This is a genomic window from Sphingomonas anseongensis (genome assembly GCF_023516495.1).
Classification (GTDB): Bacteria; Pseudomonadota; Alphaproteobacteria; order Sphingomonadales; family Sphingomonadaceae; genus Sphingomicrobium; species Sphingomicrobium anseongensis.
In genome coordinates this window covers 1-21,896 of record NZ_JAMGBC010000001.1, presented here as the reverse complement: position 1 = coordinate 21,896, position 21,896 = coordinate 1, and the positions used below count along the sequence as shown (strand labels likewise).

The following is a 21,896-nucleotide window of genomic DNA, read 5'->3' as shown; positions in this document are numbered from 1 at the left end:
CATCTTTGGAGAGATCAATGACTTGTTCCAGCTTCCGCTTGCTCGCGGCGAGCGCGATCGCGCTTACCTCCGTTCCCGCAATCGCCCAGCAAATGGGCCCCTTCGACCCGGCGAGGCTGTCGGCGATCGACAAGACGATCTCTGACGATTCGTTCGAAGGCCGGGGCCCGGCGACCCGGGCCGAAACAAAGACGATCAATTACATCGCCGACGCCTTCAAGGCCGCCGGCGCCCAGCCTGGCGGCGACATGGTGAACGGCCAGCGCAGCTGGTTCCAGAACGTCCCGCTCCTCCAGTCGAGCTGGAGCGACAGCCCGAAGATGACCCTTTCGCTGCCGGGCAAGGACGTCCCGTTGACGCAGGGCGAGCAGATTGCGGCCCGGGCGCCGATGACGGGCGTGAAGGGTCTCGACCTCAATCACGTCCAGTTGGTCTTCGCCGGCTACGGAGTGAAGGCGCCCGAACGCAACTGGGACGATTTCAAGGGCCAGGACATGCACGGCAAGATCATGGTCGTGCTGGTCAACGACCCTGATTTCGAAGGCGGCGAAGGCGATTTCGGCGGCAAGGCCATGACCTATTACGGCCGCTGGACCTACAAATATGAGGAAGGCGCCCGGCAGGGCGCCGACGGCGTGCTCGTGATCCACGAAACCGAGCCGGCAAGCTATGGCTGGAACACGGTCAAGAATTCTAACACGAACACGATGTTCGACATCGTCCGCGACAAGCCCACAGCAGAGCATCCGCCCCTGGAGGGCTGGATCCAGAAGGGCTTGGCCGAGCAGATCTTCGCGGCGTCCGGCACGACTTTCGAGGCGATGAAGGCGGCGGCGAAGAAGAAGGACTTCAAGCCGGTCCCGCTGAAGGCGGCCCTGTCACTGAACGGCGCCGCCAACGTCGGCGTGATCACCTCTCACAATGTGGTTGGCTGGCTTCCGGGAAAGACACATCCGGACGAGACGGTCATCTACAGCGCGCACTGGGACCATCTGGGCATCGGCAAGCCCGACGAAACGGGCGACACGATCTACAATGGCGGCCTCGACAATGCGACGGGCACCGCGCAGCTGATCGAGCAAGCGCGGGTCTTTGCACAGGAGCCGCGCACCGACCGCTCCATCGTCTTCCTGGCAGTGACTGCCGAGGAGAAAGGGCTGCTTGGATCCGAATATTACGCTCAGAACCCGCTCTTCCCAGCAGCCAAGACCGCTGGCGTCATCAACACGGACGGCGGCGCTATCTATGGCCCGGCGAGGAATTTCACGATCTCGGGCAACGCGAAGCTCGAGCTTCTCGACATGCTGGTCGCTGAAGGGAAGAAGCAGGGCCGATACTACACGCCGGATCCGCATCCGGAGGCCGGTTATTTCTTCCGCTCGGATCACTTCTCGTTCGCCAAGGTGGGCGTGCCCGCAATCAGCTTCGGCGACGGCAACGACCTCGTGAATGGCGGCACCAAGCGGGGCGAGGCGCTGAGCAAGGAATATACCGACAAGCACTATCACCAGCCGAGCGACGAATGGTCGGCGAGCTGGGACTTCCGCGGCATGGCCGAGGACGCGAACCTTCTCCACAACCTCGGCCGCGATCTCGCAAATTCGCGCGACTGGCCGAACTGGAGCCCGGACAGCGAGTTCCGAGCGGCCCGCGACCGCACCGCCGCCGAGCGCGGCGAGACGGCCGCTCCTGCCGCTTCGGTCACTCCGCCGCCGGCGAAAGGCGATCGCGGATGAGCGAAACGCTCGAGCCCGCTCTTCCGGACGACCTGGATGAGCGGGCGGAGCGCCTGATGCACGCGTTGTGCGACCGAGGCTGGAAGATTGCGACCGCGGAAAGCTGCACCGGCGGAATGCTTGCCGCGCTTCTGACCGACATCGAGGGCGCGGGCCACGGCTTCGAACGCGGCTTCGTCACCTACACCAAGGATTCGAAAGCCGAGCTGCTCGGGATCGATCGCGGCCTTCTCGACAATAACGATGCCGTGTCGGAAGCGGTCGCCCGGGCGATGGCCGAAGGCGCACTCGAACGCTCGTGCTCCGACGTCGCGCTCGGCGTGACCGGCTTTGCCGGACCCGCTGGCGATGGGCACGAGGAGGGCCTGGTCCACATGGCGCTTGCCCGCCGCGGCCAAGCGACGCGCCAGCGCGTCGAACATTTCGGGCCCGCCGGCCGCGGCCCGGTGCGAATCAAGGCCCTGCGCTGTATGCTCGAAATGCTCCAGGAGTCGCTGGACGAGAGCTGACAGGAGGCCTGCCATGTCCGATCTGGTTTTCTACACCAATCCGCAGTCGCGCGGACGGATCGTCCGCTGGATGCTCGAGGAGGTCGGCCAGCCCTACGACACCGAAATCATCGGCTATGACCAGATGAAGAGCGAGCGCTATCTGGCGGTCAACCCGATGGGCAAGGTGCCCGCAATCAAGCACCGCAGCCATGTCGTCACCGAATGCGCGGCGATCTGCGCCTATCTCGCCGATGTCTTTCCCGGAGCGGGACTTGGCCCTCGCGACGACGAAAAGGCCGATTATTATAGGTGGCTCTTCTATGCCGCCGGCCCGGTCGAGGCCGCGGTTTCGAACCAGGCCATGGGCTGGGTCCCGACGCCCGAGCGTGAGCGCATGTTCGGCTATGGCAATTTCGACAAAGTCGTCGCCTTGCTCGATGAGCTGTTCAGCCACCGCAACTATGTCTGTGGCGATCGCTTCACGGCCGCCGACGTCTATGTCGGCTCGCAGGTCATGTTCCCGCTGCAGTTCGGAATGCTTCCGGAGAAGGACAGCTTCCTTCGATACCGCGACCGGCTGACCACTCGGGACGCTTATAAGCGCGCGACCGAAACCGACGATCGCGCACAGGCACAGATGCAGCCCGCCCAGCCGCAGCCGGCGTAGCGCCATGGACCCGCAGACCCGCCACCAGGCGATCGACCTCTATGACCGCTTCACCCATGAGGGCATGGACCGTCGTGTCTTCATTCGCCGGATGGCTGCCATTGCCGGGAGCGTCGCCGCGGCCGAAGCGCTGATCGGATCGATCGCCGCCTCCCCTGCCGCTGCTGCGATTGTCCCGGCCGACGACAAGCGGCTGACGACGCGCGTGCAGAAGCTCGCCAACGGTTACAGCGCCTACGTCGCCGAACCGCGCACGCGTTCGCTGAAGCCCACCGTGATCGTCATCCACGAGAACCGCGGCCTCAACGAGCATATCCGCGACGTCACTCGCCGAATTGCGCTTGCCGGCTACCGGGGGGTGGCTGCCGACTTCCTCTCGCCCTCCGGCGGCACGCCGTCCAACGAGGATGCAGCGCGCGACGCGATCGGCAAGCTCGACCTCGCCAAGTCCGTGTCGGACGCGGTTGCTATAATCGATGAGCTCTCGAAATCGAGCCGGGGCGGAAAGGTCGGCGCCGTCGGATTCTGCTGGGGCGGTGGGTTCGTCAACCGGCTGGCGGTCGCGGCCGGCGACAAGCTGGACGCCGGCGTTCCCTATTACGGACCTGCTCCCGACCCCGCCGAAGCGCCGAAGGTCGAAGCGGCGATGCTGATCCATGACGCCGGGCTGGACGATCGAGTCAACCGCACGTCCTTTCCCTGGGTCGAGGCGCTTCGGGCGACGGGGAAAACCGTCCGCTTCTATCTGTACGACGGCGCTAATCACGCCTTCAACAACGACACCTCGGTGGAACGCTACGACAAGGCGGCTGCAACCCTGGCGTGGGGCCGAACGGTCGCTTTCTTCAAGCGTCACCTGGCCTAGGCCATAATGAAAAAGGGCCGGCGTTTCCGCCGGCCCTTCCGTTTCGCTTAAGGCGTCCGCCTAACGGCGGTTGCCCATGAACTGCAGCAGGAACATGAACATGTTCACGAAGTCGAGATAGAGGTTCAGCGCCCCCATGATCACGACTTTGCCCATCATGTCGCTTCCGGCGACATAGGCGTACATGCTCTTGATCTTCTGCGTATCGTAGGCGGTCAGGCCCGCGAACAGCAGCACGCCGATGGCGCTGATTGCCATCATCATCGCCGCGGACTGCAGGAACAGGTTGATCAGCATCGCGACCAGCAGCCCCACCACGCCCATGATCAGGAACGTGCCCATTCCCGAAAGGTCGCGCTTGGTCGTGTAGCCGTAAAGGCTCAGCCCGGCGAAGCCGGCGGCCACCGCGAAGAAGGTCTGGGCGATGGAGGTTCCGGTGTAGGCGATGAAGATTGTCGACATCGACAGGCCCATCACGGCCGCAAATGCCCAGAAGAGCATCTGCAGAGTCCGGGTCTGCATCCGGTGGAGCCCGAAGTTCATCGCCAGGATGAAGCCGAGCGGCGAAAGAGTGATCAGCCAGCCCAGCGGGCTCATCCCGGTGCCGGCCTGGTTGAGAAGCACGCCCTGGGCATAAGGCGCGAACAATAGCGCCACGATGCCCGTCAGAAGGACGCCGGACGCCATATAATTGTAAACTGACAGCATGTAGGACCGAAGGCCCGCATCGCGCGCGGCGCGCGGAACACCGACTGTCGCCGTGTTCACACCGCCACTACTGTTCGTAGTGCTGCGCGGGTCAAACTGGTTCTGCATCATTTCTCCTATCGGACGGGCTAAGGGCCCGTGCTCCCGAAGCCAATATCGGCAATGCCAGAGGGCGTTTCAAGCAAAACCGGACAAGGCGTGCCAAACGATAACTCGCCTTGGCCGCCCCGGTTGTTTCGGATCCGGCCCGATCTGTCGCTCGGCAAGCGTTATTTCTTCTTTTTCTTCGGCGGTTCCGGAGGCGCAGAATGGTCGATCCCGTCGAAGTCGGCGAGATAGCGCTTCATACCCGCTTTCTCGCCATATTCCGCCATCCACAGCATGGTGAAGCAGTAGCTGAGCATGATGCTCATGACTGCGGCCAGTTCGACGGCGCCGATGCCGGCCGAGAGCCCGATACCGACCGCGAGCAGGATGAACAGGGCGTCGCCTGAGCTCTTGAGGGAGTTCCTGAAGCGCACCGCGCCGGCAATGCCTGCGAGCGAAAAGGCGAGGGCTAGGGAGTTCTGGACGACGATGACAATTCCGGTGACGACCATCGGAAGCACCAGGATCGTGTGCACCAGCGACTGGTCATATTCCTCGCCGCTCCGCACCGCCATGTAGACCCAGCTGACTGGCAGCGAGCAGAGGAACGCGCCGATGATCGCGACAATGAGCCAGAACAGGCTCTGGCCGAGGTTCGCCACATGCTGCGCGTGGATTGCATCTCCCTGGAGCGGGTTCTTGCTCGGCTGGCTGATGAGCTGCTCGACGCCGCCTACGGGCAGGTAATTCCTAAACTCCGGCCATATCTGCACGGCGACGAACACGATTACGGCGATCGCAACATAATATAGCGTCAGCCTCCCAAGCAGCTTCGTCCCCATGTCTTTTCCTCCCCCAAATCAACCGTAAGCGGATTCTCCGTCTGCCTCTCGCGGCGCACTTTCGATCGGATAGGCCGGAATCGGCTGGATAACTCGATAGCGCTCCTTCAGCGGCTCCCCTGGGAGCGGCGGCCATTCCATTTCCTTGACAGGCAGATCCGTGTCCGGGATCCGATCCAGGAAATCGCGAAGCAGGGTCAGGCGGCCGAGCGCCTGATCGTTGAATTCGACCAACGTCCACGGCGCGAATTCAGTGTGGGTCGCCTCCAGCATCCGCTCGCGCGCTTCCGTATAGGAATCGTAGCGGGTGCGGGCCTGCACATCGATCGACGACAACTTCCACCGCTTGAGTGGATTAAGGAGGCGGTTCTCGAACCGCTCTTCCTGGCGATCCTGGTCGCAGCACAGCCAATATTTGAAGAGCAGGATTCCGTCGTCGACCAGGTGGCGCTCGAACTCCGGGACCGCCTTCAGGAACCCTTCCGTTTCCTCCTGCGAGCAGAAGCCCATGACCGGCTCAACCCCCGCCCGGTTGTACCAGCTGCGATCAAAGAGGGTGATCTCGCCCTTGGCCGGAAGGTAGGGAATATAGCGTTGGAAATACCATTGGCCGCGTTCGCGATCGCTCGGGGACGGGAGCGCTGCAACCCGGCACTGGCGCGGATTGAGGACTCGGGCGATTGCATCGATCGAGCCGCCCTTACCGGCCGTATCGCGCCCTTCGAATACGACGACGATGCGCTGTCCGGTTTCCGCGAGCCACCGCGCCATCCGCGCGAGCTCCTTCAGCAGCGGCTTCGCCAGCTGCTCATATTCCGGGTAAGTGAGTTTCTTGAACTCGCTCATCCGAGCCTCCCCCGCCAGCGTATGTGGCATCTCGGCGCATGATGGGCAATCTCTCCCGCAATCGGATCGTGCTTAGGCGATTGCGAGGGGGCGACTTATGGCAAGCCGCCGCCGCTGCGGCGCGACCGTGAGGAGTTCGCGCCGCTTTAGGCGTTTCGGTACAAGGCTCGAATGCACCGGCTGTTCGTCGCAATCCGGCCGCCCGAGCCGATCCGCGATCTCCTCATCGACGCAATGGACGACAGTCCGGAGCTTGGTTGGGTCAGCGACGACAATCTTCACCTGACCCTTCGCTTCATCGGGGAGGTGGAACGTCCGCTAGCCAACGACGTGGCGGACTCCCTTGGACGGATCGCATTCCCCGGGTTCGAGTTGAAGATCAGCGGCATCGGACGCTTCGATCGCCGCAACGGAGGCACGTTGTGGGCCGGCGTCGAGCCTCGGAGGCCGGTCGCCGAGCTAGCCGCCAAGATCGATCGCGCGTGTGTACTGGCCGGGCTCGAGCCCGAACGGCGAGCCTTTCATCCGCACGTTACGCTCGCCCGCTACCGACGCGATGGCCGGGTCGAGGCCGACGCGTTCGAGCAGCGCCACGCAACTCTGGCTTCGACCGTTTTCGAGGTCGACAGGTTCATCCTGTTCGAAAGCCACCTGTCGCGCCACGGCGCGCACTACGAGGAGGTGGCAGCTTACCCGTTAAAGTTAAGTGATTGTTAGTAAATTGCGTTAAATCGGCCACAGTTAACGATTGGCAGATAACGTCCGATAAATTGTAGGCTCGCCAGGCCACGGATAAATACGGCCTACCCAATTCGCTCCATAGTGGATGGATCGAATTTACTCGGTGGGGGAATTAGAGATGGCAATCATGAATTGGAGGCGCTTCGGCGCCGCCGCGAGCCTCGTGCTGCTCGCGTCCTCGACAGGGGCTCAGGCGACGCCGCAACAGGGAAGCCTCGGCGCCACGTCGCAGGGAAGCGTCCTGGTCACGGCCACCGTTCCTGCGCGCGTGCAGATTACCGGACTGACGGATCTCAACTTTGGAACGCTCGACCCGACGACGGCGGCTTCCAGCTCGGAGAACGTCTGCGTTTGGAGCAACACCTCGACGAAGGGCTACAACGTTACCGCGACCGGCGACGGCGGCGGCACCGGCAACACGTTCAAGCTCGCAAGCGGGGCCAACAAGCTCGACTATACGGTCGAGTGGGCGGGAACGTCGGGGGCGGTCAGCGGTCAGGCACTGACCACGAACGTGGCCAAGACCGGCTTTACGTCGAACGCAACCGCTCCGAACTGCTCCGCTTCGACCAGCGCAACGATGTTCGTGAAGTTCAGCACTGCGCAAATGCAGGCGGCCGTCGGGTCTGCGACGGCCTACACAGGCACTCTCACTCTGGTGGTCGCGCCAGAATAACGGTGGGCTGGGTGGCTGACGGTCTCTTCGCCACCGCTAACAATCGGGAACGAAGCGGCCTCGTGCCGCTTCGCTGTCGCTTGCGTAGCGGCTTGTGCGCGCTCTTGGCCCTGTGCTCGGGGCCGGCGCTTGCGCAGAGCAACAACGTCCGCATCTCGAAGCTGAGCGACGTAACACTTCCGCTGATCACGGACCTGACTGTCGATGCCATCAGCCCCCAAAGCGTGTGCCTGTTCAGCAGCACCGCGACAAAGGGTTACCGCGTCACGGCCAGCGGCACGGGAGCGGGCGGGGCATTCACCCTTGCTTCGACGTCCTCATCGCTGGCTTACGCCGTTGAGTGGAATAACCTGCCCGGGCGCAGTTCGGGAACGCAACTCACTGCCAACCTGCCGCTTACGGGGTTGGTCAGCACCGCGACCCAGCAGGCCTGCAACAGCGGTCCGCCGACATCGGCGAGCCTGATCGTGATCCTCACCTCAGCGGCGCTCTCGACCGCAAGAGCCGACACTTATCAAGGGACTCTGACGCTCGTCATTGGCGCGGAATGAGCCGGCTTCCCGCTCGAACGTGGGCGCTTGCTACAGCACTGGCGCTGGCACTCGCTGCATCGCCCGCCTTCGCCTCCGCCGCAAATAGCACTGGGACCGGTGCGACGGACTCAAGCAACGGAAGCGAGTTCCTGTTCGCCAGCACACCGCCGGGCTTCGACGATCTGGCGCAACCGCGCGAAATCCTCGTCGACGTCTATTTCGGGGGAAAAAGGGTCGGCGACGCGATTGCGACGGCGAGGCCCGGTTTCATTCAGTTCCGCGATCCGCAGAAGGTCGCCTCGCTTATTCCGCACCTGAGCAGCCCCACCGACTTGGGCAACGCTCTTGCGGGTGACCTGCAAAGTCATGCCGACCTCGTCTGCGGACAGATGAAATCCCACGACTGCGGCTCGCTCGAGACGGGAGCGCCTGGAGTGATCTTCAACGAAGGCCGCTTCCGGGTCGATATATTCGTACCGCCCGCAATGCTCAGCGAGGTCCCGGTTTCCGAACAGAAATATCTCGATGCACCTGACAGTGTCCCGTCGCTGACCAGCGTCGTTGGGCTGAGCCTGTCCGGATCGTCCGGGGACCGCACGACCTACAACGTCCAGAATCGGACCATCCTGGCCGTCGGGCCCGGACGTCTTGTCTCGGACTTATCCTATGCGTCGCGCCAGGGGCTGGTCGTCGACGATCTCGTCGCCGAGATGGACCGCGACCAAGTGCGCTACTCCGCGGGGCTGTTCTGGGCGCCCGGCCTCGACATTACCGGTCGCAGGCGGATCGCAGGCGTCGGGTTCGGAACCCAGTTCGATACCCGCGCCGATCGCGATGCTCTAAGCGGCACGCCGCTCGTGCTGTTCCTATCGCAGCCGGCGCGCGTCGAATTCCTGATCGACGGGCGCCTCGTCGGCTCGCGCAGCTATGACGCAGGCAATGACGTCCTCGACACCAGCGGCCTTCCGGACGGATCCTATCCGCTCGTCCTGCAAATTCACAACGCGGACGGCACGGTGCGCGAGGAGCGTCGCTTCTTCGTCAAGGCGCCGCAGATCGCGCCGATCGCCCAACCGCTCTATTTCGGCTACGTAGGAATGCTCGCGAACACGCGGCTCGATCGGCCGATCAGCCTCTCCGACACGCTCTATTACCAGGTCGGAACCGCTCGTCGGCTCAGCCAGGCGATCGCCGTCGACCTGTCGCTGATCGGAACTCAGCACAAGCAGATGGTGGAAGCCGGCGCCTGGCTGCTCAACGACATCGGACAGTTCCGCGCGGCAGGCCTGGCCTCCGCCGATGGAGACAAAGCCGTCCTTCTGCAGGGTAACTCCAGCGGCCGGGGCCGCTTCAATTTCTCGTTCGACCTCCGCCGCGTGTGGAGCGAGGATGGCCGCCCGTTGATTCCGACGGCGACTTTCATTGACAGCTTCGCCGGAGGCCAGCCGACGGGCGCCCAAGTGGGCGGGTCCTACACCCAGGCGAGCGGAAGCGTCGGCTATGTGATCGGACGAGCATACCTGTCGGTCACGGGTTCGCTTCGCAAGGATGCCGATCATCGTTCCGACTACAGCTTCGGACCAAGCGTGACTTGGCCGCTGCTTACTCGGAACGGCTTCCAGCTCACCTTTCAGGCCGACGGACAAAGGACACGAACAACGACGGCCGGATTTGCCGGGCTTCGACTGGTGTACACTGGAAAACATGTATCCGTCCTCGGCGACGCTGGCCTCGGATCCGTCCACAGCCGGGACCATGGCGTCCCATCGAGCACGCGCATGTTGGGGGGGCTCTCCGCCAATTATATTTACTCGGACAGCAACCGAACCGATATTTCTGCGGGCGCCGGCATCCAACGGGCGCCGGACTCCACCGTCGCACACGCCGGCGCGACTGCTTTCACCCGTTATGGAAACGTTCGCGCCGACATTCTCGACAGCATCGAGGGCAGCGGCGGCGTTCAATATGGCGTCGCACTTCAGACGGCCATCGCGGTCGGCGGTGGAACGGTCGGCCTGGGCTCTCGCGACCTCGAAGACGGCGCCGTCATTATCGCGGTCGATGGTCAGGCCGGCGATGCCCTCTTCGACGTATTCGTCAACAGCATGCCGTACGGGCATGTCCGATCAGGCGGACAGCTTCCGATCCATTTACAGTCCTACCGATCCTATCAGGTCCGGGTGCGGCCCCCGAGCGGAGCACCTGTGAGCTTCGATAACGGCGATCAGCAAGTCACTCTCTATCCGGGCACGGCGCGGGTCCTCCGCTGGACAGCCCGTTCCTACTTCACCGCTTTCGGACAGGCGGTCGGTAAAGACGGACGGCCGATCGCCAACGCAATGGTTCAAGCTCCGCATTCGATCGGGGAGACGGACGACAACGGCTATTTTCAGATCGACACCGCAAATGGAGACCGGCTCAAGGTGACCCATGGCGGAGATCATTGCGAGATTCAGGTAACTGCGGCGAAGCCCGCCAACGATTTTGCGCCACTCGGGAAAGTGATTTGCCAATGACCTTCGGACGATATTTGCGCCGCTGGACCGCGCTGCTTGTGGCGACCTGTGCAATGCCGCTTGCGCCCGCGCACGCCGACCTCGTGCTCAGTCAGCTCATCATAGAGCTCGAGCCGGGCAAAGCATTGCGCCAGGACGTCGAAGTCTGGAACAACTCTCCGGACCGGACCTATGTCGCTGTCGAGCCGAAAGAGGTCGTCAATGCCGGCACGGCTGCGGAGACTCGTCGCCAGGACCCGGATCCTGCCAAGCTCGGCCTCCTCGTCTCGCCTGCACGGATGATCCTGGAGCCGGGCGAACGGAAGCTGATCCGGATCGCCGAACTCTCCGTGCCCCCCGAGCGCGAGCGCGACTATCGCGTGACGGTCAAGCCGGTCGTGGGTACGATTTCGTCGACCAAGTCCGGGCTCAAGATCCTTGTCGGATACGACGTCCTCGTGCTCGTCCGGCCGTCTCAGCCGCACGCCAAGGTCGTCTTTACCCGATCTGCGGACAAAGCGACTTTTCGCAACGACGGGAACGTCAGCGTCGAGATGATCGACGGCCGCCAATGCGACTCCACAGGGCGGGACTGTTCGGAGCTTCCCGGCAAGCGTCTCTATCCCGGTGCCGAATGGGCCGCTGACCTGAAGCCCGGCCACCATGCGGAATATACGATCCGCTCGCCCGACCAGAACGTGCGCAAGGTCTTCTAGCCCGCTGCCACTGGCGCCCCCTTGATCGGCTTGGCCGCAGGTCGCTGAAAAACGGCTCGCAATTCGGAGGAACAATTACCATTTGGGCTGCGTAGCGTTGACCGCCTCACGGCGCACGCGTAAACCAAGAACATAGGCGGAACAAACTCACCCATGCTGGCCCATATTTCGAAGCATAGGTCTACCGTATGCTGACCCACATAAGCGTCCGCGGCGCGCGCGAGCACAACCTCAAAGGGGTCGACGTCGAGATTCCGCGCGAGAGCCTGACGGTCATCACCGGCCTGTCGGGTTCGGGCAAGTCCAGCCTCGCCTTCGACACGATCTATGCGGAAGGCCAACGGCGCTACGTCGAGAGCCTCTCCGCCTACGCGCGCCAGTTCCTGGAGATGATGCAGAAGCCCGACGTCGAGCATATCGACGGCCTGTCGCCCGCCATCTCGATCGAGCAGAAGACGACGTCGAAGAACCCGCGCTCGACCGTAGCCACCGTCACCGAGATCTACGATTACATGCGGCTGCTGTGGGCTCGCGTCGGCGTTCCTTATTCGCCCGCGACCGGCCTTCCGATCGAGGCGCAGCAGGTCAGCCAGATGGTCGACCGAGCGATGGCGCTGCCCGAAGGCTCGCGCCACTATTTGCTCAGCCCGGTCGTACGAGGCCGCAAGGGCGAGTACCGCAAGGAGCTGGCCGAGTGGCAGAAGGCGGGCTTCACCCGCGTCCGAATCGACGGCCAGTTCCACGACATCGAGGACGCGCCCGCGCTCGACAAGAAGTACAAGCACGACATCGAGCTGGTGGTCGACCGCGTCGTCATTCGCGAGGGTATCGAGTCACGCCTCGCCGACAGCTTCGAAACCGCGCTGAAGCTTGCCGACGGCCTCGCCTATCTCGACCCCGCCGATCCGCCGGCGGAGCCCGACGCCTCGCAATCGGGAATGAAGCTCGATTTCGGCGCACCCGGCCGCATCGTCTTTTCGCAGAAGTTCGCCTGCCCGGTCTCCGGCTTCACGATCGCCGAGATCGAACCGCGGCTGTTCTCGTTCAACGCCCCGCAGGGTGCCTGCCCCGCCTGCGACGGCCTCGGCGAGAAGCTCGTGTTCGACGAGGACCTGGTCGTCCCCAACCATAACCTCTCGATCGCCAAGGGCGCGGTCGTGCCGTGGGCCAAGTCGCAGCCGCCCTCCCCTTATTACATGCAGGTGCTGAGCTCGCTGGCTCGCGCCTACGACTTCACGCTCGACGTTCCGTGGCGCGACCTGCCCGAGCAGGCGCAGCGCGTGGTGCTCTACGGTACCGAAGGCCGCCCGGTCGTCCTTCGCTTCATGGACGGCCGCAAGAGCTACGAGGTGAAGAAGCCGTTCGAAGGCGTGCTCGCCAACCTTCAGCGCCGCTACAACCAGACCGAGAGCGCGTGGATGAAGGAGGAGCTGTCGCGCTACCAGGGCAGCCGTCCGTGCGAGGTCTGCCAGGGCGCCCGCCTCAAGCCCGAAGCGCTGAGCGTGAAGATCGCCGGCGAGCATATCAGCTCCGCCTCGCAGCGGTCGGTCACCGACGCGCTGAGCTGGTTCTCGACGCTCGACGAGAAGCTGACCCCGCAGCAAAGCGAGATTGCGCGCGCGATCCTCAAGGAGATCAACGAGCGCCTCGGCTTCCTCCACAATGTCGGGCTCGACTACCTCCACCTCGACCGCAAGTCGGGCACCCTCAGCGGCGGCGAGAGCCAGCGAATCCGCCTCGCCTCACAGATCGGCTCCGGCCTGTCGGGCGTCCTCTACGTCCTCGACGAGCCGTCGATCGGCCTCCACCAGAAGGACAACGATCGGCTGCTGGAGACCCTCAAGCGCCTCCGCGGCCTTGGCAACACCGTGCTCGTCGTCGAGCATGACGAGGAGGCGATCCGGACCGCCGACCACGTCATCGACATGGGGCCCGGCGCGGGCGTCCACGGCGGCGAAGTCGTCTGCTCGGGCACGCTGGACGACCTGCTGGCCTGCGAGGGAAGTATCACCGCCGACTATCTTTCCGGCCGCCGCGAGATCCCGATCCTCCACGCCCGCCGCAAGGGCAACGGCAAGGCCGTCACCGTCCACGGAGCGACCGCCAACAACCTCCGCGAGGTCACCGCCAGCTTCCCGCTCGGAACCTTCACCTGTGTCACCGGCGTCAGCGGCTCGGGCAAGTCGTCGCTGACGATCGACACGCTCTACGCAGGCGCCGCCCGCGCCCTCAACGGCGCCCGCATAATCTGCGGCCCGTGCAGCAAGATCACCGGCCTCGAGCATCTCGACAAGGTCATCGACATCGACCAGTCGCCGATCGGCCGAACCCCGCGCTCCAACCCGGCGACCTACACCGGCGCCTTCACCAACATCCGCGACTGGTTCGCCGGCCTGCCCGAGAGCAAGGCGCGCGGCTACAAGCCCGGCCGCTTCTCATTCAACGTCAAGGGCGGCCGCTGCGAGGCGTGCAAGGGCGACGGCCTCCTGAAGATCGAGATGCACTTCCTCCCCGACGTCTACGTCACCTGCGACGTCTGCCACGGCAAGCGCTACAACCGCGAAACTCTGGAGGTGAAGTTCAAGGGCAGGTCGATCGCCGACGTGCTCGACATGACGGTCGAGGACGCGGCCGAATTCTTCAAGGCGGTGCCCGGCATCCGCGACAAGATGCGGATGCTCCAGGAAGTCGGCCTCGGCTACATCAAGGTCGGCCAGCAGGCGACGACGCTATCGGGCGGAGAGGCGCAGCGGGTGAAGCTGTCGAAGGAGCTGTCGCGGCGGGCCACCGGCAAGACGCTCTACATACTCGACGAGCCGACCACGGGTCTCCATTTCGAGGACGTGCGCAAGCTCCTGGAGGTGCTCCACCGCCTGGTCGAGCAGGGCAATACGGTGGTGGTGATTGAGCACAACCTCGACGTCATCAAGACTGCCGATCATGTGATTGATCTTGGCCCGGGCGGAGGCGTCAACGGCGGGAAGATCGTGGTGACCGGAACGCCGGAAGATGTCGCAGCTGAGCCGAAGAGCTTCACCGGCCAGTATCTGAAGCCGCTTCTGGAGCGCGCGTCGGTGCAGCCGGTGAAGGCGGCGGCTCAGCCAGCGAAGAAGGCGCGCCGCAAGCGCACGTCAGACGAGGATCAGCCCGACCTCATCGCGGCGAAGTAGCGTGCCTCGGCTTGCAAAGCACCCTGATAGATGCATGTTGATACGAGGGGGCTAAGTTGGATCTCCAAGACGCGGCACGTCGAGTTCACTTGCAGCGAAGCGTTGCATTTTTCGGTGCAGGCTTCTCTCGAGCCGCGACTAATTACAACGGCAAGAGTTTGGCGGATGCTGGGGAATTTGCCGAAGCTCTCTCAAAGGCTGCAGGTGAAGAGGAAATACTGCCGCTTCGGCTGGCGGCTCAGATTTACCAAGAAAAAAAGTGTCAGCCTGACATTCGTGACGTCATCAAAACCCAGTACCGCGCCGCCAATATTTCTGACGACCAACTGCTGATTGCCAGCCTGCCGTGGATGCAGATCTACACGACCAACTATGACGACGTCATCGAGGTCGCGCGTCGAAAAGCTGGGTTGGACGCCAACTCCGTAACGGTTCTGGACAGACCCCGGGATCACGCCGGATATACCGCCATTGTTCACCTTCATGGATTCGTAGAGCGGATCACAGATTCGGACTGGGAGTCGTCGTACGCGCTTACCGACAGGCAATACGCGGCTGATATTCTGTCTCAGTCGGGCTGGCCGGAACGTTTCCGCAGTGATGCGGCCTACGCAGACTCAATATTCTTCTTTGGTTATTCTCTAGCCGACCTCGATATCGCGCGTCTGCTTTATCGCGACCCATCCTTGCGCGAAAAAACCTTCTTCGTGATCGGAGCTAACGCAGGTCGTGCGACGCAACTGACCGTCGCTCCGTATGGCAATGTCATTGCGCGCGATATCAGTGATGTCGGGGCTGAATTTCCCGATGCCGAAGACGTCGAAGCAGCTCGAGCCGCTCCATACCTCGCGAGTCTTCAGGAACTTAAGCTCGATGTCGCGAGCCAACAGGCCAGCAGAGATGAAATCGTCAATTTCTTGATTAAGGGCGACGTAGACGGGGCCTTTATTACCCGTGACTTGGTCAATGCGACGCACGATTATTACGTAGCGAGAGAGCAGATTGGTAACGCCGCGAAGGGTCTAGACGGCGGGCCAATGCGTATCTTGCTCCACTCCAAATTAGGCAATGGCAAAACTTGTGGTTTGATGGAATTCGCTCACTATTGTCTGGCGGAGGGAAGACGCGTCTTAGCTTTCAATGGCGACCCTGATGGGTTGCCCCATGATATCGACTATATCACGGGCCTCGGGTCTGTGGATCAGGAGAAGCTGGTTGTATTCTTCGAACATGGGTTCTCGTACGCGTCGCAAATCAAGTACCTGATCGAACGTTTCCCACTTGTATCCGTTGTGCTCACGGCCCGAAGTGCCGCACTGCAGACGAGAGTTGGCGATCTAACAGATGCTTTTGGAGAAGACTTCGAAGTCTATGATCTAGAGGGGCTGACCGAAGACGAGGCGCGGGATTTTGACGACATCCTCTATGCGAATGGGCTTTGGGGTTCACGACAGGGCGACCGGTTAGAAGCTCGGCTGGATTACATCACTCGATCATGCCGCTCCGATTTGGCGACGGTTCTCGTCGACGTCTGCCGATCATCAGACATTTTTCGCCGGGTTCGGAGGGAATTTGCCGGACTGGACGCGCAGCCGCCAGACATCAAGCGGTCGGTGATCGTGGCGCTTAGCGCTGCATATTCAGGCGTGCGGTTGAGTGTCGCCCAGCTGTGTGAGGTCGTACAATCTGATCTATTCAAATACGGCTCTTATCAATCGAATGAGATTATTCGCGAATTCGTGGACTTTGACCGCTTCGAAGTCTCGGTGCGTTCCCCTGCCTTCGCAAAATCCGTCCTCAACGAGGTGGTTCCGGATCACCTAATTCTCGAATTCGTACCCGAGATACTTAGACGATTGGACCGCCTTAGGGACGCTTCTGCGGTTTATAACGATCTTCTTAAAGCATTGATGAGGTTCGGTTTTATAGAAGGGATACTCACCGATGAAGACAAGGAGCGAAAGTTAGTTGCGTACTTTGAAGCAATACGCGCAAGTGGCGTAGGGATTAATAATCCTCAGTTCTGGCTACAATACGCAATCGCTTGCATGTCATTCGAGGATTTCGTCAACGCGGATTCGCATTTCACTACCGCATTCGGTCTAGCAAGCCGCTGGGGTGGCTACGACCCGTATCAAATTGAAAACCATTATGCTAAATTTCTCCTGCTATCTCGTGTACAGACTGGCCACTGGAACGACTATTTCGAGGCTTTGTCGGAGGCAAACGAAATACTTCAACGTCAAGTCAGGAACTTCCGTGAGGGATTCTATCCCTACAGGGTAGCGATCAATTACCTGGAATACGTAGAGACTCATCATGAGAAGTTCTCACGCGATCAGCTTGACCGCATTTCAGATTGGTGTGCACAGTTGATCAAGGTCTCTGATTCTGCACCGTCGGCAGTCAGGAAGTCGGTTTATTGGACGCGAGCGCGCAAGGCACTTGGAGATACTCGCGACTATATCGCGGAAGTCCGTTAGGTATGCCTTGATAGTGGACTTGGTGTCGCCCGTCCCGACATCCACCGCAGCAGCTCTCTCGTCACCCCCGTCACCTCCCGTTCAGCCGCGCGGGCGCTACTGCCGTTTCGTCCGCGTCGGCGGGCGAGTGCCAGGCGTCCCATCCGGGGGCGGAGAACGAAATCCCATGGCTGACGATTCCGACTATTTCACTCGCCGCGCAGTCGAAGAAGAGAAGTTTGCGGCGGCCGCGGCGTCCATCGCCGCCCGGGCGCGGCATGAGGAGCTGGCCTTGCTCTACTGGTCGCTCGCCAACGGCGCGGCCGCGACGCGCCTGCCCATAATCGCCGACGCAGTCATCCGGCCGGACGACATCGCGCTTTGACCGCGATGAGCGCGCTAGTGCTGCTTGGCCTGTCCCTGCGCGGCTGGTCCCGGCTGAACCGATAGCACCTGCACCGGCTGGCTTTGCACCGGCGCCGCGGCCTGCGGCACGGCGATCTGGATATCCTCATCCAGAAAGCCCTTAACGCCGCCGCCGGCCGGGATCTTCGCGCTGGTGCCGGTCATGAAAAAACCGGCGATTGGAACGAAGGCAATCGCCGCAACGACGCCCGCAGTCCCGGTCACGCCCTTGTCGTCGAAGTTTCCGGTAAGCCTGATGAGCCGGTCGCCTACGCGCACGCTCAACACCCGGGCGTTGATCCGCCCGGACTTGCCCCACATGCCCTTGCGCCGAAGGTCAGTGATTTCGCCGGTTGCCAGGCTCCCCGCCGGAATGACGACGAGATTGCCGAGTCTGACGTCGCTAGCGACCGACATGCGGAACTGCTGGCCGACGCGGAGCGCCTTGTCGTTGGAGTCGAGCCCTTCCTCGAGCCGCAGCGGAACCTCGGTTCCCGCACGAACGACGTTCGATGTCGGAGCCTGAATGATTACCGCCTGCGGCGCAGCCGGTGCGACGGTTGCGGCCGGTGCCGATTGAATGCTTGCCTGAGGCGCAACAGCCTGTGCGGCCGCAGCCGCGGCTAGCGCGAACAATGAAATAGTCATGGAAACTCCCCCTGCGACTCGCCGAGTGCGAGCGCGAGGAGACACTGGCTCAAGCCGTTGAATTTGCAAAGGGGGATTGGTGGTTAAGCGCGGTTCACCACCCGGTACCGCAGCAGCACACATCCGGGCTCGATGGGCCGCGCCTCGATGAGCTCGAGCTCCACACGCGTGCTAAGCTCCCGAAACGCGGGGATCCCGCCGCCGAGAAGCACCGGCTGGATGGAAAAGCCGATCTCATCGACCAGGCCGGCGTCGATCAGGGCGGTGCCGAGCTCGCCGCCGCCCATGACGAGGATGTCGCCGCCCTCCTCGCCTTTGATCCGCCGAACGAAGTCGGCGACGTCCTCGCTGACCAGCTCGCCATCCGCCCCGTCCGGCATCTCCGTCATCGTCCGCGAAAAGACGTAGGTGGTGACGCCCTTCATCGGCGGGCCGCCGCCCATGCGCTGCGCGAAGTCGAAGGTCTTGCGCCCCATCAGCATCGCGTCGACGCCGCGGAAGCTCTCCTTCATGATCTCCGCCACGTCATCGCTGTAGCGAAGCCAGTCGATCTCTTCGTTCGGGCCGGCGAGGAACCCGTCGAGGCTGATAGCGCCGCCGTAGGTGACCTTGCGCATGCGTCACTCCCCTTGCGCCACGCAGTATAAATCGGCGCGGGGGGAAGAGCGATTAGGAGCGACTCAGCGCTCGGGTGTAAGGGCGAAACCGCTCAAGCAGGGGAGGCTTTCATGATCTCCGCACGCCCGCGCCTGTCGCGCCTTTTGGCCGCAACCTCTATCCTGATTCTCGCTTCGTCCGCCACCGCAGCTCCGGTGCCGACGCCCCCGATAACGCCGAAGCCGGCGGGCCCGATGCCCGTGCCCTATCCGAACCCCGATCCGCCCACGACGCCGGAATGCCCGGCCTCCCTCTGCCCGAAGGCGGCGGCCGCGCTCCAGCTTGAGCCGGGCTCCGCGGCCATCGAGGTTCAGTCCTTCTCCTGGGGAGCCGTCGCCGAACGCGCCGACGCCGGCGACACCTCAGACCCGCAGGAAGGCGGCCAGGTCTATACTTCCGACCCGCAGGAAGGCGGGCAGGTTGCACGGACAAAGCCGAAGATCAGCGAGATCCCGGTGGTGAAGCTGCAGGACAAGTCGTCCGCGACCCTGTCCCGATCGGCGCCCGGCCACCATGAAAAGGTCCCGGCGCTGACGTTCGAACATGAGGTGACATCGCCGCGCGACGCGGCTAGCGGCCTTCCCACCGGCAAGCGCATGCACAAGCCCTTGCTCGCGCTCGCCGATCCGCTTCCCACGGGCACCGTCACGATCGTCGTCGCTCGCGGCGCCTGCGTGAAGGGCCAGCATATCCCGGAAGTGAAGTTGACCACCCGGAAGGCCAGCTATGACCTGAAGGACATTGACGTGCTGGATTGCGCCGCGGTCGGCGCGGATCAGGACAAGTGCACGCTGACTTACGCTTCGTTGGCCGAATAACGGCCCGGCAGCGCCCTGAATGACTGCGGCTCCGCTTCGGGATTAGGCGCGACTCAGCGCTCGGGTGTAAAATTGTATGCCCTCAAACAGGGAGGCATCCGATGACCCCCGCAAGCTCGCGCCTGTCGCGCTTGGTCATAGCAACCGCCGCCGCCGTCATCGCCGCCGTTCCCGCGCTCGCGGAACCGGCACTGCTGAAGCTCGGCGACGTCAAAGGCGAAGCCACCGACGACAAGCACAAGGGCGAAATCGAGATCGAATCCTTCTCGTGGGGCGCGGCCGCGGACCAGCCGCCGGATGTCGCAACTTCGGACCCGCAGGAAGGCGGGGAGATCGCGACCGTCGCTGGACACGCTGCCGCGGGCGACACTTCCGACCCCCAGGAAGGCGGCCAGGTCTATTCGGCGGACCCGCAGGAGGGCGGACAGGTCGCCGTTGCCGGAAGAAAGGCTGGCGGAACGCAGACTGAGACGCTGGAGAGGGCGACCAGCCGCGGCGAACGCGTGAAGTCGGTCATCCCCCAACAGTCGATTACGACTCCGCGCGATTCCGCCAGCGGGCTTGCCACCGGCAAGCGCCAGCACATGCCGATCCGGATGAGGCAAGGCAGCGTCGAACTCACCATGCCCGAGGGCGTGTGCGTCGCCGGCGCGCATTATCCCGCCGTCACTCTCCGCTCCGGCGACCAGGCCTATGAGATGCGTGACGTGACGGTTGCGAGCTGCACCCCGGTCGCCACCGCGAAGGGGAAGAAGGACAAGGCAAAGCTCGACTATATGGTGGTGAAGATGGAGACCGTTTTCATCACCGGCTGAGCGGCCGCTCGCCCTGCCCTGTCCGCCGAATATCGCCACATGAACGGCAGCCGCCGCGGCCGTTCAGGCACCCTACAAGCGTGTTGGCGCGTTATGGCAGCAACTCCCCGGCGTTTTCCGGTGGACCAACTAGGAAATCCCAATGAGATTTATCCATCTTCTCGCCGCCGGCGCGGCCACGATTGCCGTCGCCGCCCCGGCCAGCGCGCAGCAGGCTTACCCCTACCCCTACGCGCAGCCTGTCCCGCAGCCTTATCCGGGCCAGCCCGGCTACGGCTATGCGCAGCCCGGCTACGGCTATGCGCAGCCCGGCTACGCGCAGCCCGGCTACGCCCAGCCTTACGGCACCAACCCGATCGAGCAGATCGTCAACCAGCTGCTCGGAAACAACACACGCTATACCGTGTCGGACCGCACCGCGGTCAGCCGCTGCGCCTCCGCGGCGCTTTCCCAGGCGCAGGCGCAATATGGCGCCCGCAACGGGGCCTACGGGCAGCAGGGCTATGACCCGCGCTATGCGAACAACGGCTACAACAACGCCTGGTCGCAGATGCGCGTGAGCTCAATCACCGATGTCCAGCGCAGGCAGAACAGCACCCTTCGCGTCACCGGCCTGATCAGCACCGGCGCCTACGCCCAGCCTTATGGCAATGCCTACGGCTACCAGAACCAGGGCTATGCCGATCCGCGTTACACGCAGAGGGCCAACCTCAGCTTCCGCTGCAACGTCGACTATCGCGGAGCAGTGACCGGTGTTCGCATCAGCCGCGCGAATACGGCTTACCGCCGCTAACTTGTGATGGGCGCTCGCCTCGTGCGAGCGCCCATTTACTCGTCTAGCGCGCCGGGGCCAGCACGGCGCATGCGATCCGCGCGCCGCTGTTACCGCTCGGGTCGGTCATGTAATCGTCAGCCGTCGCGTGGATCACCAGCGCGGATCCATCTGCGTCGGCGAGCTCGGCGAGGCTCGCATGAGCCAGCACAAGCGTCTCATTCACCACTCCGCTCGACGACACCGTTACGTTGGGCATGTCGCCGGCGTGCGGCCCTTCCGGGTTGTTGAGCCCGTGCTTCCGGTTTGCCGGGTTCCAGTGCCCGCCCGCGCTTTCGAACTTAGGCGCGTCGCAGCGGCCGACCGCGTGCACGTGAACTCCATGGAGCCCGTGCGGTAGTCCTGACGCCCTGATCGCCAGGGTCACTCCCCCGGACGTCTGAGATGCAACGACGGTGCCGATCGACTGGCCGGCCGCGTCGACCAGCGCTACCGGCGGCGCCAACACCGGGACGTCGACCGCCGTGCAGGCGCTCATTGACAGGGCTGCGGCGATTGCTGGCAAGGTCTTGCGCATGACTCTCTCCTCCGAAACTTTGACCCAAGCGTCAGCGTACGCGGCGGGTCAAGGCTCCATCAGCGCAAAGAAAAACCGGCCCGGGGCGAACCCCGGACCGGTCATTCTTACTCGCTCGAGCCGAAGCTCGCTTGCCGTTTAGCCCCGCTCTGGAGCCGGCGGCGGCGGC

At 63.2% G+C, this 21,896-nt stretch carries 21 protein-coding genes; 15 read left to right on the top strand and 6 right to left on the bottom strand.

The window, feature by feature from the left end:
- The first annotated feature begins 17 nt into the window (after window positions 1-17).
- Genes LZ519_RS00105 through LZ519_RS00090 form a run of 4 tightly spaced genes read left to right on the top strand, consistent with a single transcriptional unit; the run spans window position 18 to window position 3,759 of the window.
- Window positions 18-1,736, top strand: coding sequence for a M28 family metallopeptidase (locus tag LZ519_RS00105; protein WP_249866724.1), 1,719 nt, complete (start codon window positions 18-20; stop codon window positions 1,734-1,736).
- Complete coding sequence (locus tag LZ519_RS00100) at window positions 1,733-2,245, top strand: CinA family protein (RefSeq protein ID WP_249866723.1); 513 nt, start codon at window positions 1,733-1,735, stop codon at window positions 2,243-2,245. Before LZ519_RS00105 ends, LZ519_RS00100 begins: the two co-directional genes overlap by 4 nt.
- A 13-nt stretch (window positions 2,246-2,258) precedes the next feature.
- Window positions 2,259-2,894, top strand: a complete 636-nt coding sequence (locus LZ519_RS00095) for a glutathione S-transferase family protein (RefSeq protein WP_249866722.1) — start codon at window positions 2,259-2,261, stop codon at window positions 2,892-2,894.
- 4 nt (window positions 2,895-2,898) lie between these two features.
- Entirely contained in the window at window positions 2,899-3,759 is an 861-nt protein-coding gene (locus LZ519_RS00090) for a dienelactone hydrolase family protein (RefSeq protein WP_249866721.1), read from the top strand.
- A gap of 60 nt (window positions 3,760-3,819) precedes the next feature.
- On the opposite strand, the gene LZ519_RS00085 is transcribed toward LZ519_RS00090, so the two are convergent.
- The 3 genes from LZ519_RS00085 to ppk2 form a co-directional block, all read right to left on the bottom strand.
- Entirely contained in the window at window positions 3,820-4,575 is a 756-nt protein-coding gene (locus tag LZ519_RS00085; protein ID WP_249868809.1) for a Bax inhibitor-1/YccA family protein, read from the bottom strand.
- A 161-nt stretch (window positions 4,576-4,736) separates the two neighbouring features.
- Window positions 4,737-5,396, bottom strand: coding sequence for a DUF4956 domain-containing protein (locus LZ519_RS00080; RefSeq protein WP_249866720.1), 660 nt, complete (start codon window positions 5,394-5,396; stop codon window positions 4,737-4,739).
- Window positions 5,397-5,414: 18 nt separating this feature from the next.
- The gene (ppk2, locus tag LZ519_RS00075; RefSeq protein ID WP_249866719.1) at window positions 5,415-6,242 is read right to left on the bottom strand and encodes a polyphosphate kinase 2; all 828 of its coding nucleotides are present in this window, start codon (window positions 6,240-6,242) and stop codon (window positions 5,415-5,417) included.
- 171 nt (window positions 6,243-6,413) lie between these two features.
- On the opposite strand from ppk2, the gene thpR reads away from it, so the two are divergent.
- The 8 genes from thpR to LZ519_RS00035 all read left to right on the top strand — a co-directional run bounded on the left by thpR (window position 6,414) and on the right by LZ519_RS00035 (window position 17,420).
- Complete coding sequence (thpR, locus tag LZ519_RS00070) at window positions 6,414-6,959, top strand: RNA 2',3'-cyclic phosphodiesterase (RefSeq protein ID WP_249866718.1); 546 nt, start codon at window positions 6,414-6,416, stop codon at window positions 6,957-6,959.
- A gap of 142 nt (window positions 6,960-7,101) precedes the next feature.
- A complete protein-coding gene (locus LZ519_RS00065; RefSeq protein WP_249866717.1) occupies window positions 7,102-7,659 on the top strand; it encodes a hypothetical protein in 558 nt (185 codons plus the stop codon).
- Window positions 7,660-7,763: 104 nt separating this feature from the next.
- A complete protein-coding gene (locus LZ519_RS00060) occupies window positions 7,764-8,210 on the top strand; it encodes a hypothetical protein (protein WP_249866716.1) in 447 nt (148 codons plus the stop codon).
- Window positions 8,207-10,708, top strand: a complete 2,502-nt coding sequence (locus tag LZ519_RS00055) for a TcfC E-set like domain-containing protein (RefSeq protein WP_249866715.1) — start codon at window positions 8,207-8,209, stop codon at window positions 10,706-10,708. Before LZ519_RS00060 ends, LZ519_RS00055 begins: the two co-directional genes overlap by 4 nt.
- Complete coding sequence (locus LZ519_RS00050) at window positions 10,705-11,403, top strand: fimbria/pilus periplasmic chaperone (protein ID WP_249866714.1); 699 nt, start codon at window positions 10,705-10,707, stop codon at window positions 11,401-11,403. The genes LZ519_RS00055 and LZ519_RS00050 overlap by 4 nt, the downstream gene beginning before the upstream one ends.
- Window positions 11,404-11,591: 188 nt before the next feature.
- A complete protein-coding gene (gene uvrA, locus LZ519_RS00045; protein WP_249866713.1) occupies window positions 11,592-14,573 on the top strand; it encodes an excinuclease ABC subunit UvrA in 2,982 nt (993 codons plus the stop codon).
- Between the two features lie 56 nt (window positions 14,574-14,629).
- Window positions 14,630-17,056, top strand: a complete 2,427-nt coding sequence (locus tag LZ519_RS00040; RefSeq protein ID WP_249866712.1) for an SIR2 family protein — start codon at window positions 14,630-14,632, stop codon at window positions 17,054-17,056.
- 166 nt (window positions 17,057-17,222) lie between these two features.
- On the top strand, window positions 17,223-17,420 hold the full coding sequence (locus LZ519_RS00035; protein ID WP_249866711.1) for a hypothetical protein: 198 nt from the start codon (window positions 17,223-17,225) through the stop codon (window positions 17,418-17,420).
- A 14-nt stretch (window positions 17,421-17,434) separates the two neighbouring features.
- Here the strand turns inward: LZ519_RS00035 and LZ519_RS00030 are convergent, their stop codons facing one another.
- Together LZ519_RS00030 and LZ519_RS00025 are read right to left on the bottom strand one after the other, a co-directional pair.
- Window positions 17,435-18,088: a lipocalin/fatty acid-binding family protein gene (locus tag LZ519_RS00030; RefSeq protein ID WP_249866710.1), complete on the bottom strand. Its 654-nt coding sequence runs from the start codon at window positions 18,086-18,088 to the stop codon at window positions 17,435-17,437.
- An 83-nt stretch (window positions 18,089-18,171) separates the two neighbouring features.
- Window positions 18,172-18,705 carry a dihydrofolate reductase family protein gene (locus LZ519_RS00025; RefSeq protein ID WP_249866709.1) on the bottom strand — a complete coding sequence of 178 codons (534 nt, stop codon included), beginning with the start codon at window positions 18,703-18,705 and terminating at the stop codon, window positions 18,172-18,174.
- A gap of 111 nt (window positions 18,706-18,816) precedes the next feature.
- Between LZ519_RS00025 and LZ519_RS00020 the strand changes: the two genes are divergently transcribed.
- The 3 genes from LZ519_RS00020 to LZ519_RS00010 all read left to right on the top strand — a co-directional run bounded on the left by LZ519_RS00020 (window position 18,817) and on the right by LZ519_RS00010 (window position 21,171).
- Window positions 18,817-19,563 carry an Hcp family type VI secretion system effector gene (locus LZ519_RS00020; RefSeq protein WP_249866708.1) on the top strand — a complete coding sequence of 249 codons (747 nt, stop codon included), beginning with the start codon at window positions 18,817-18,819 and terminating at the stop codon, window positions 19,561-19,563.
- Between the two features lie 101 nt (window positions 19,564-19,664).
- Window positions 19,665-20,378, top strand: coding sequence for a type VI secretion system tube protein Hcp (locus LZ519_RS00015; RefSeq protein ID WP_249866707.1), 714 nt, complete (start codon window positions 19,665-19,667; stop codon window positions 20,376-20,378).
- 142 nt (window positions 20,379-20,520) lie between these two features.
- Window positions 20,521-21,171 carry a hypothetical protein gene (locus LZ519_RS00010; RefSeq protein WP_249866706.1) on the top strand — a complete coding sequence of 217 codons (651 nt, stop codon included), beginning with the start codon at window positions 20,521-20,523 and terminating at the stop codon, window positions 21,169-21,171.
- 43 nt (window positions 21,172-21,214) lie between these two features.
- Here the strand turns inward: LZ519_RS00010 and LZ519_RS00005 are convergent, their stop codons facing one another.
- Window positions 21,215-21,727, bottom strand: coding sequence for a superoxide dismutase family protein (locus tag LZ519_RS00005; protein ID WP_249866705.1), 513 nt, complete (start codon window positions 21,725-21,727; stop codon window positions 21,215-21,217).
- Between the last annotated feature and the right edge of the window lie 169 nt (window positions 21,728-21,896).

What these genes read in the sequence shown, in the direction of transcription:
- LZ519_RS00105 (WP_249866724.1), top strand. Translation starts at nt 18, where the DNA reads ATGACTTGTTCCAGCTTCCGCTTGCTCGCGGCGAGCGCGATCGCGCTT.
- LZ519_RS00100 (WP_249866723.1), top strand. Translation starts at nt 1,733, where the DNA reads ATGAGCGAAACGCTCGAGCCCGCTCTTCCGGACGACCTGGATGAGCGG.
- LZ519_RS00095 (WP_249866722.1), top strand. Translation starts at nt 2,259, where the DNA reads ATGTCCGATCTGGTTTTCTACACCAATCCGCAGTCGCGCGGACGGATC.
- LZ519_RS00090 (WP_249866721.1), top strand. Translation starts at nt 2,899, where the DNA reads ATGGACCCGCAGACCCGCCACCAGGCGATCGACCTCTATGACCGCTTC.
- LZ519_RS00085 (WP_249868809.1), bottom strand. Translation starts at nt 4,575, where the DNA reads ATGCAGAACCAGTTTGACCCGCGCAGCACTACGAACAGTAGTGGCGGT.
- LZ519_RS00080 (WP_249866720.1), bottom strand. Translation starts at nt 5,396, where the DNA reads ATGGGGACGAAGCTGCTTGGGAGGCTGACGCTATATTATGTTGCGATC.
- ppk2 (WP_249866719.1), bottom strand. Translation starts at nt 6,242, where the DNA reads ATGAGCGAGTTCAAGAAACTCACTTACCCGGAATATGAGCAGCTGGCG.
- thpR (WP_249866718.1), top strand. Translation starts at nt 6,414, where the DNA reads ATGCACCGGCTGTTCGTCGCAATCCGGCCGCCCGAGCCGATCCGCGAT.
- LZ519_RS00065 (WP_249866717.1), top strand. Translation starts at nt 7,102, where the DNA reads ATGGCAATCATGAATTGGAGGCGCTTCGGCGCCGCCGCGAGCCTCGTG.
- LZ519_RS00055 (WP_249866715.1), top strand. Translation starts at nt 8,207, where the DNA reads ATGAGCCGGCTTCCCGCTCGAACGTGGGCGCTTGCTACAGCACTGGCG.
- LZ519_RS00050 (WP_249866714.1), top strand. Translation starts at nt 10,705, where the DNA reads ATGACCTTCGGACGATATTTGCGCCGCTGGACCGCGCTGCTTGTGGCG.
- uvrA (WP_249866713.1), top strand. Translation starts at nt 11,592, where the DNA reads ATGCTGACCCACATAAGCGTCCGCGGCGCGCGCGAGCACAACCTCAAA.
- LZ519_RS00035 (WP_249866711.1), top strand. Translation starts at nt 17,223, where the DNA reads ATGGCTGACGATTCCGACTATTTCACTCGCCGCGCAGTCGAAGAAGAG.
- LZ519_RS00030 (WP_249866710.1), bottom strand. Translation starts at nt 18,088, where the DNA reads ATGACTATTTCATTGTTCGCGCTAGCCGCGGCTGCGGCCGCACAGGCT.
- LZ519_RS00025 (WP_249866709.1), bottom strand. Translation starts at nt 18,705, where the DNA reads ATGCGCAAGGTCACCTACGGCGGCGCTATCAGCCTCGACGGGTTCCTC.
- LZ519_RS00020 (WP_249866708.1), top strand. Translation starts at nt 18,817, where the DNA reads ATGATCTCCGCACGCCCGCGCCTGTCGCGCCTTTTGGCCGCAACCTCT.
- LZ519_RS00015 (WP_249866707.1), top strand. Translation starts at nt 19,665, where the DNA reads ATGACCCCCGCAAGCTCGCGCCTGTCGCGCTTGGTCATAGCAACCGCC.
- LZ519_RS00010 (WP_249866706.1), top strand. Translation starts at nt 20,521, where the DNA reads ATGAGATTTATCCATCTTCTCGCCGCCGGCGCGGCCACGATTGCCGTC.
- LZ519_RS00005 (WP_249866705.1), bottom strand. Translation starts at nt 21,727, where the DNA reads ATGCGCAAGACCTTGCCAGCAATCGCCGCAGCCCTGTCAATGAGCGCC.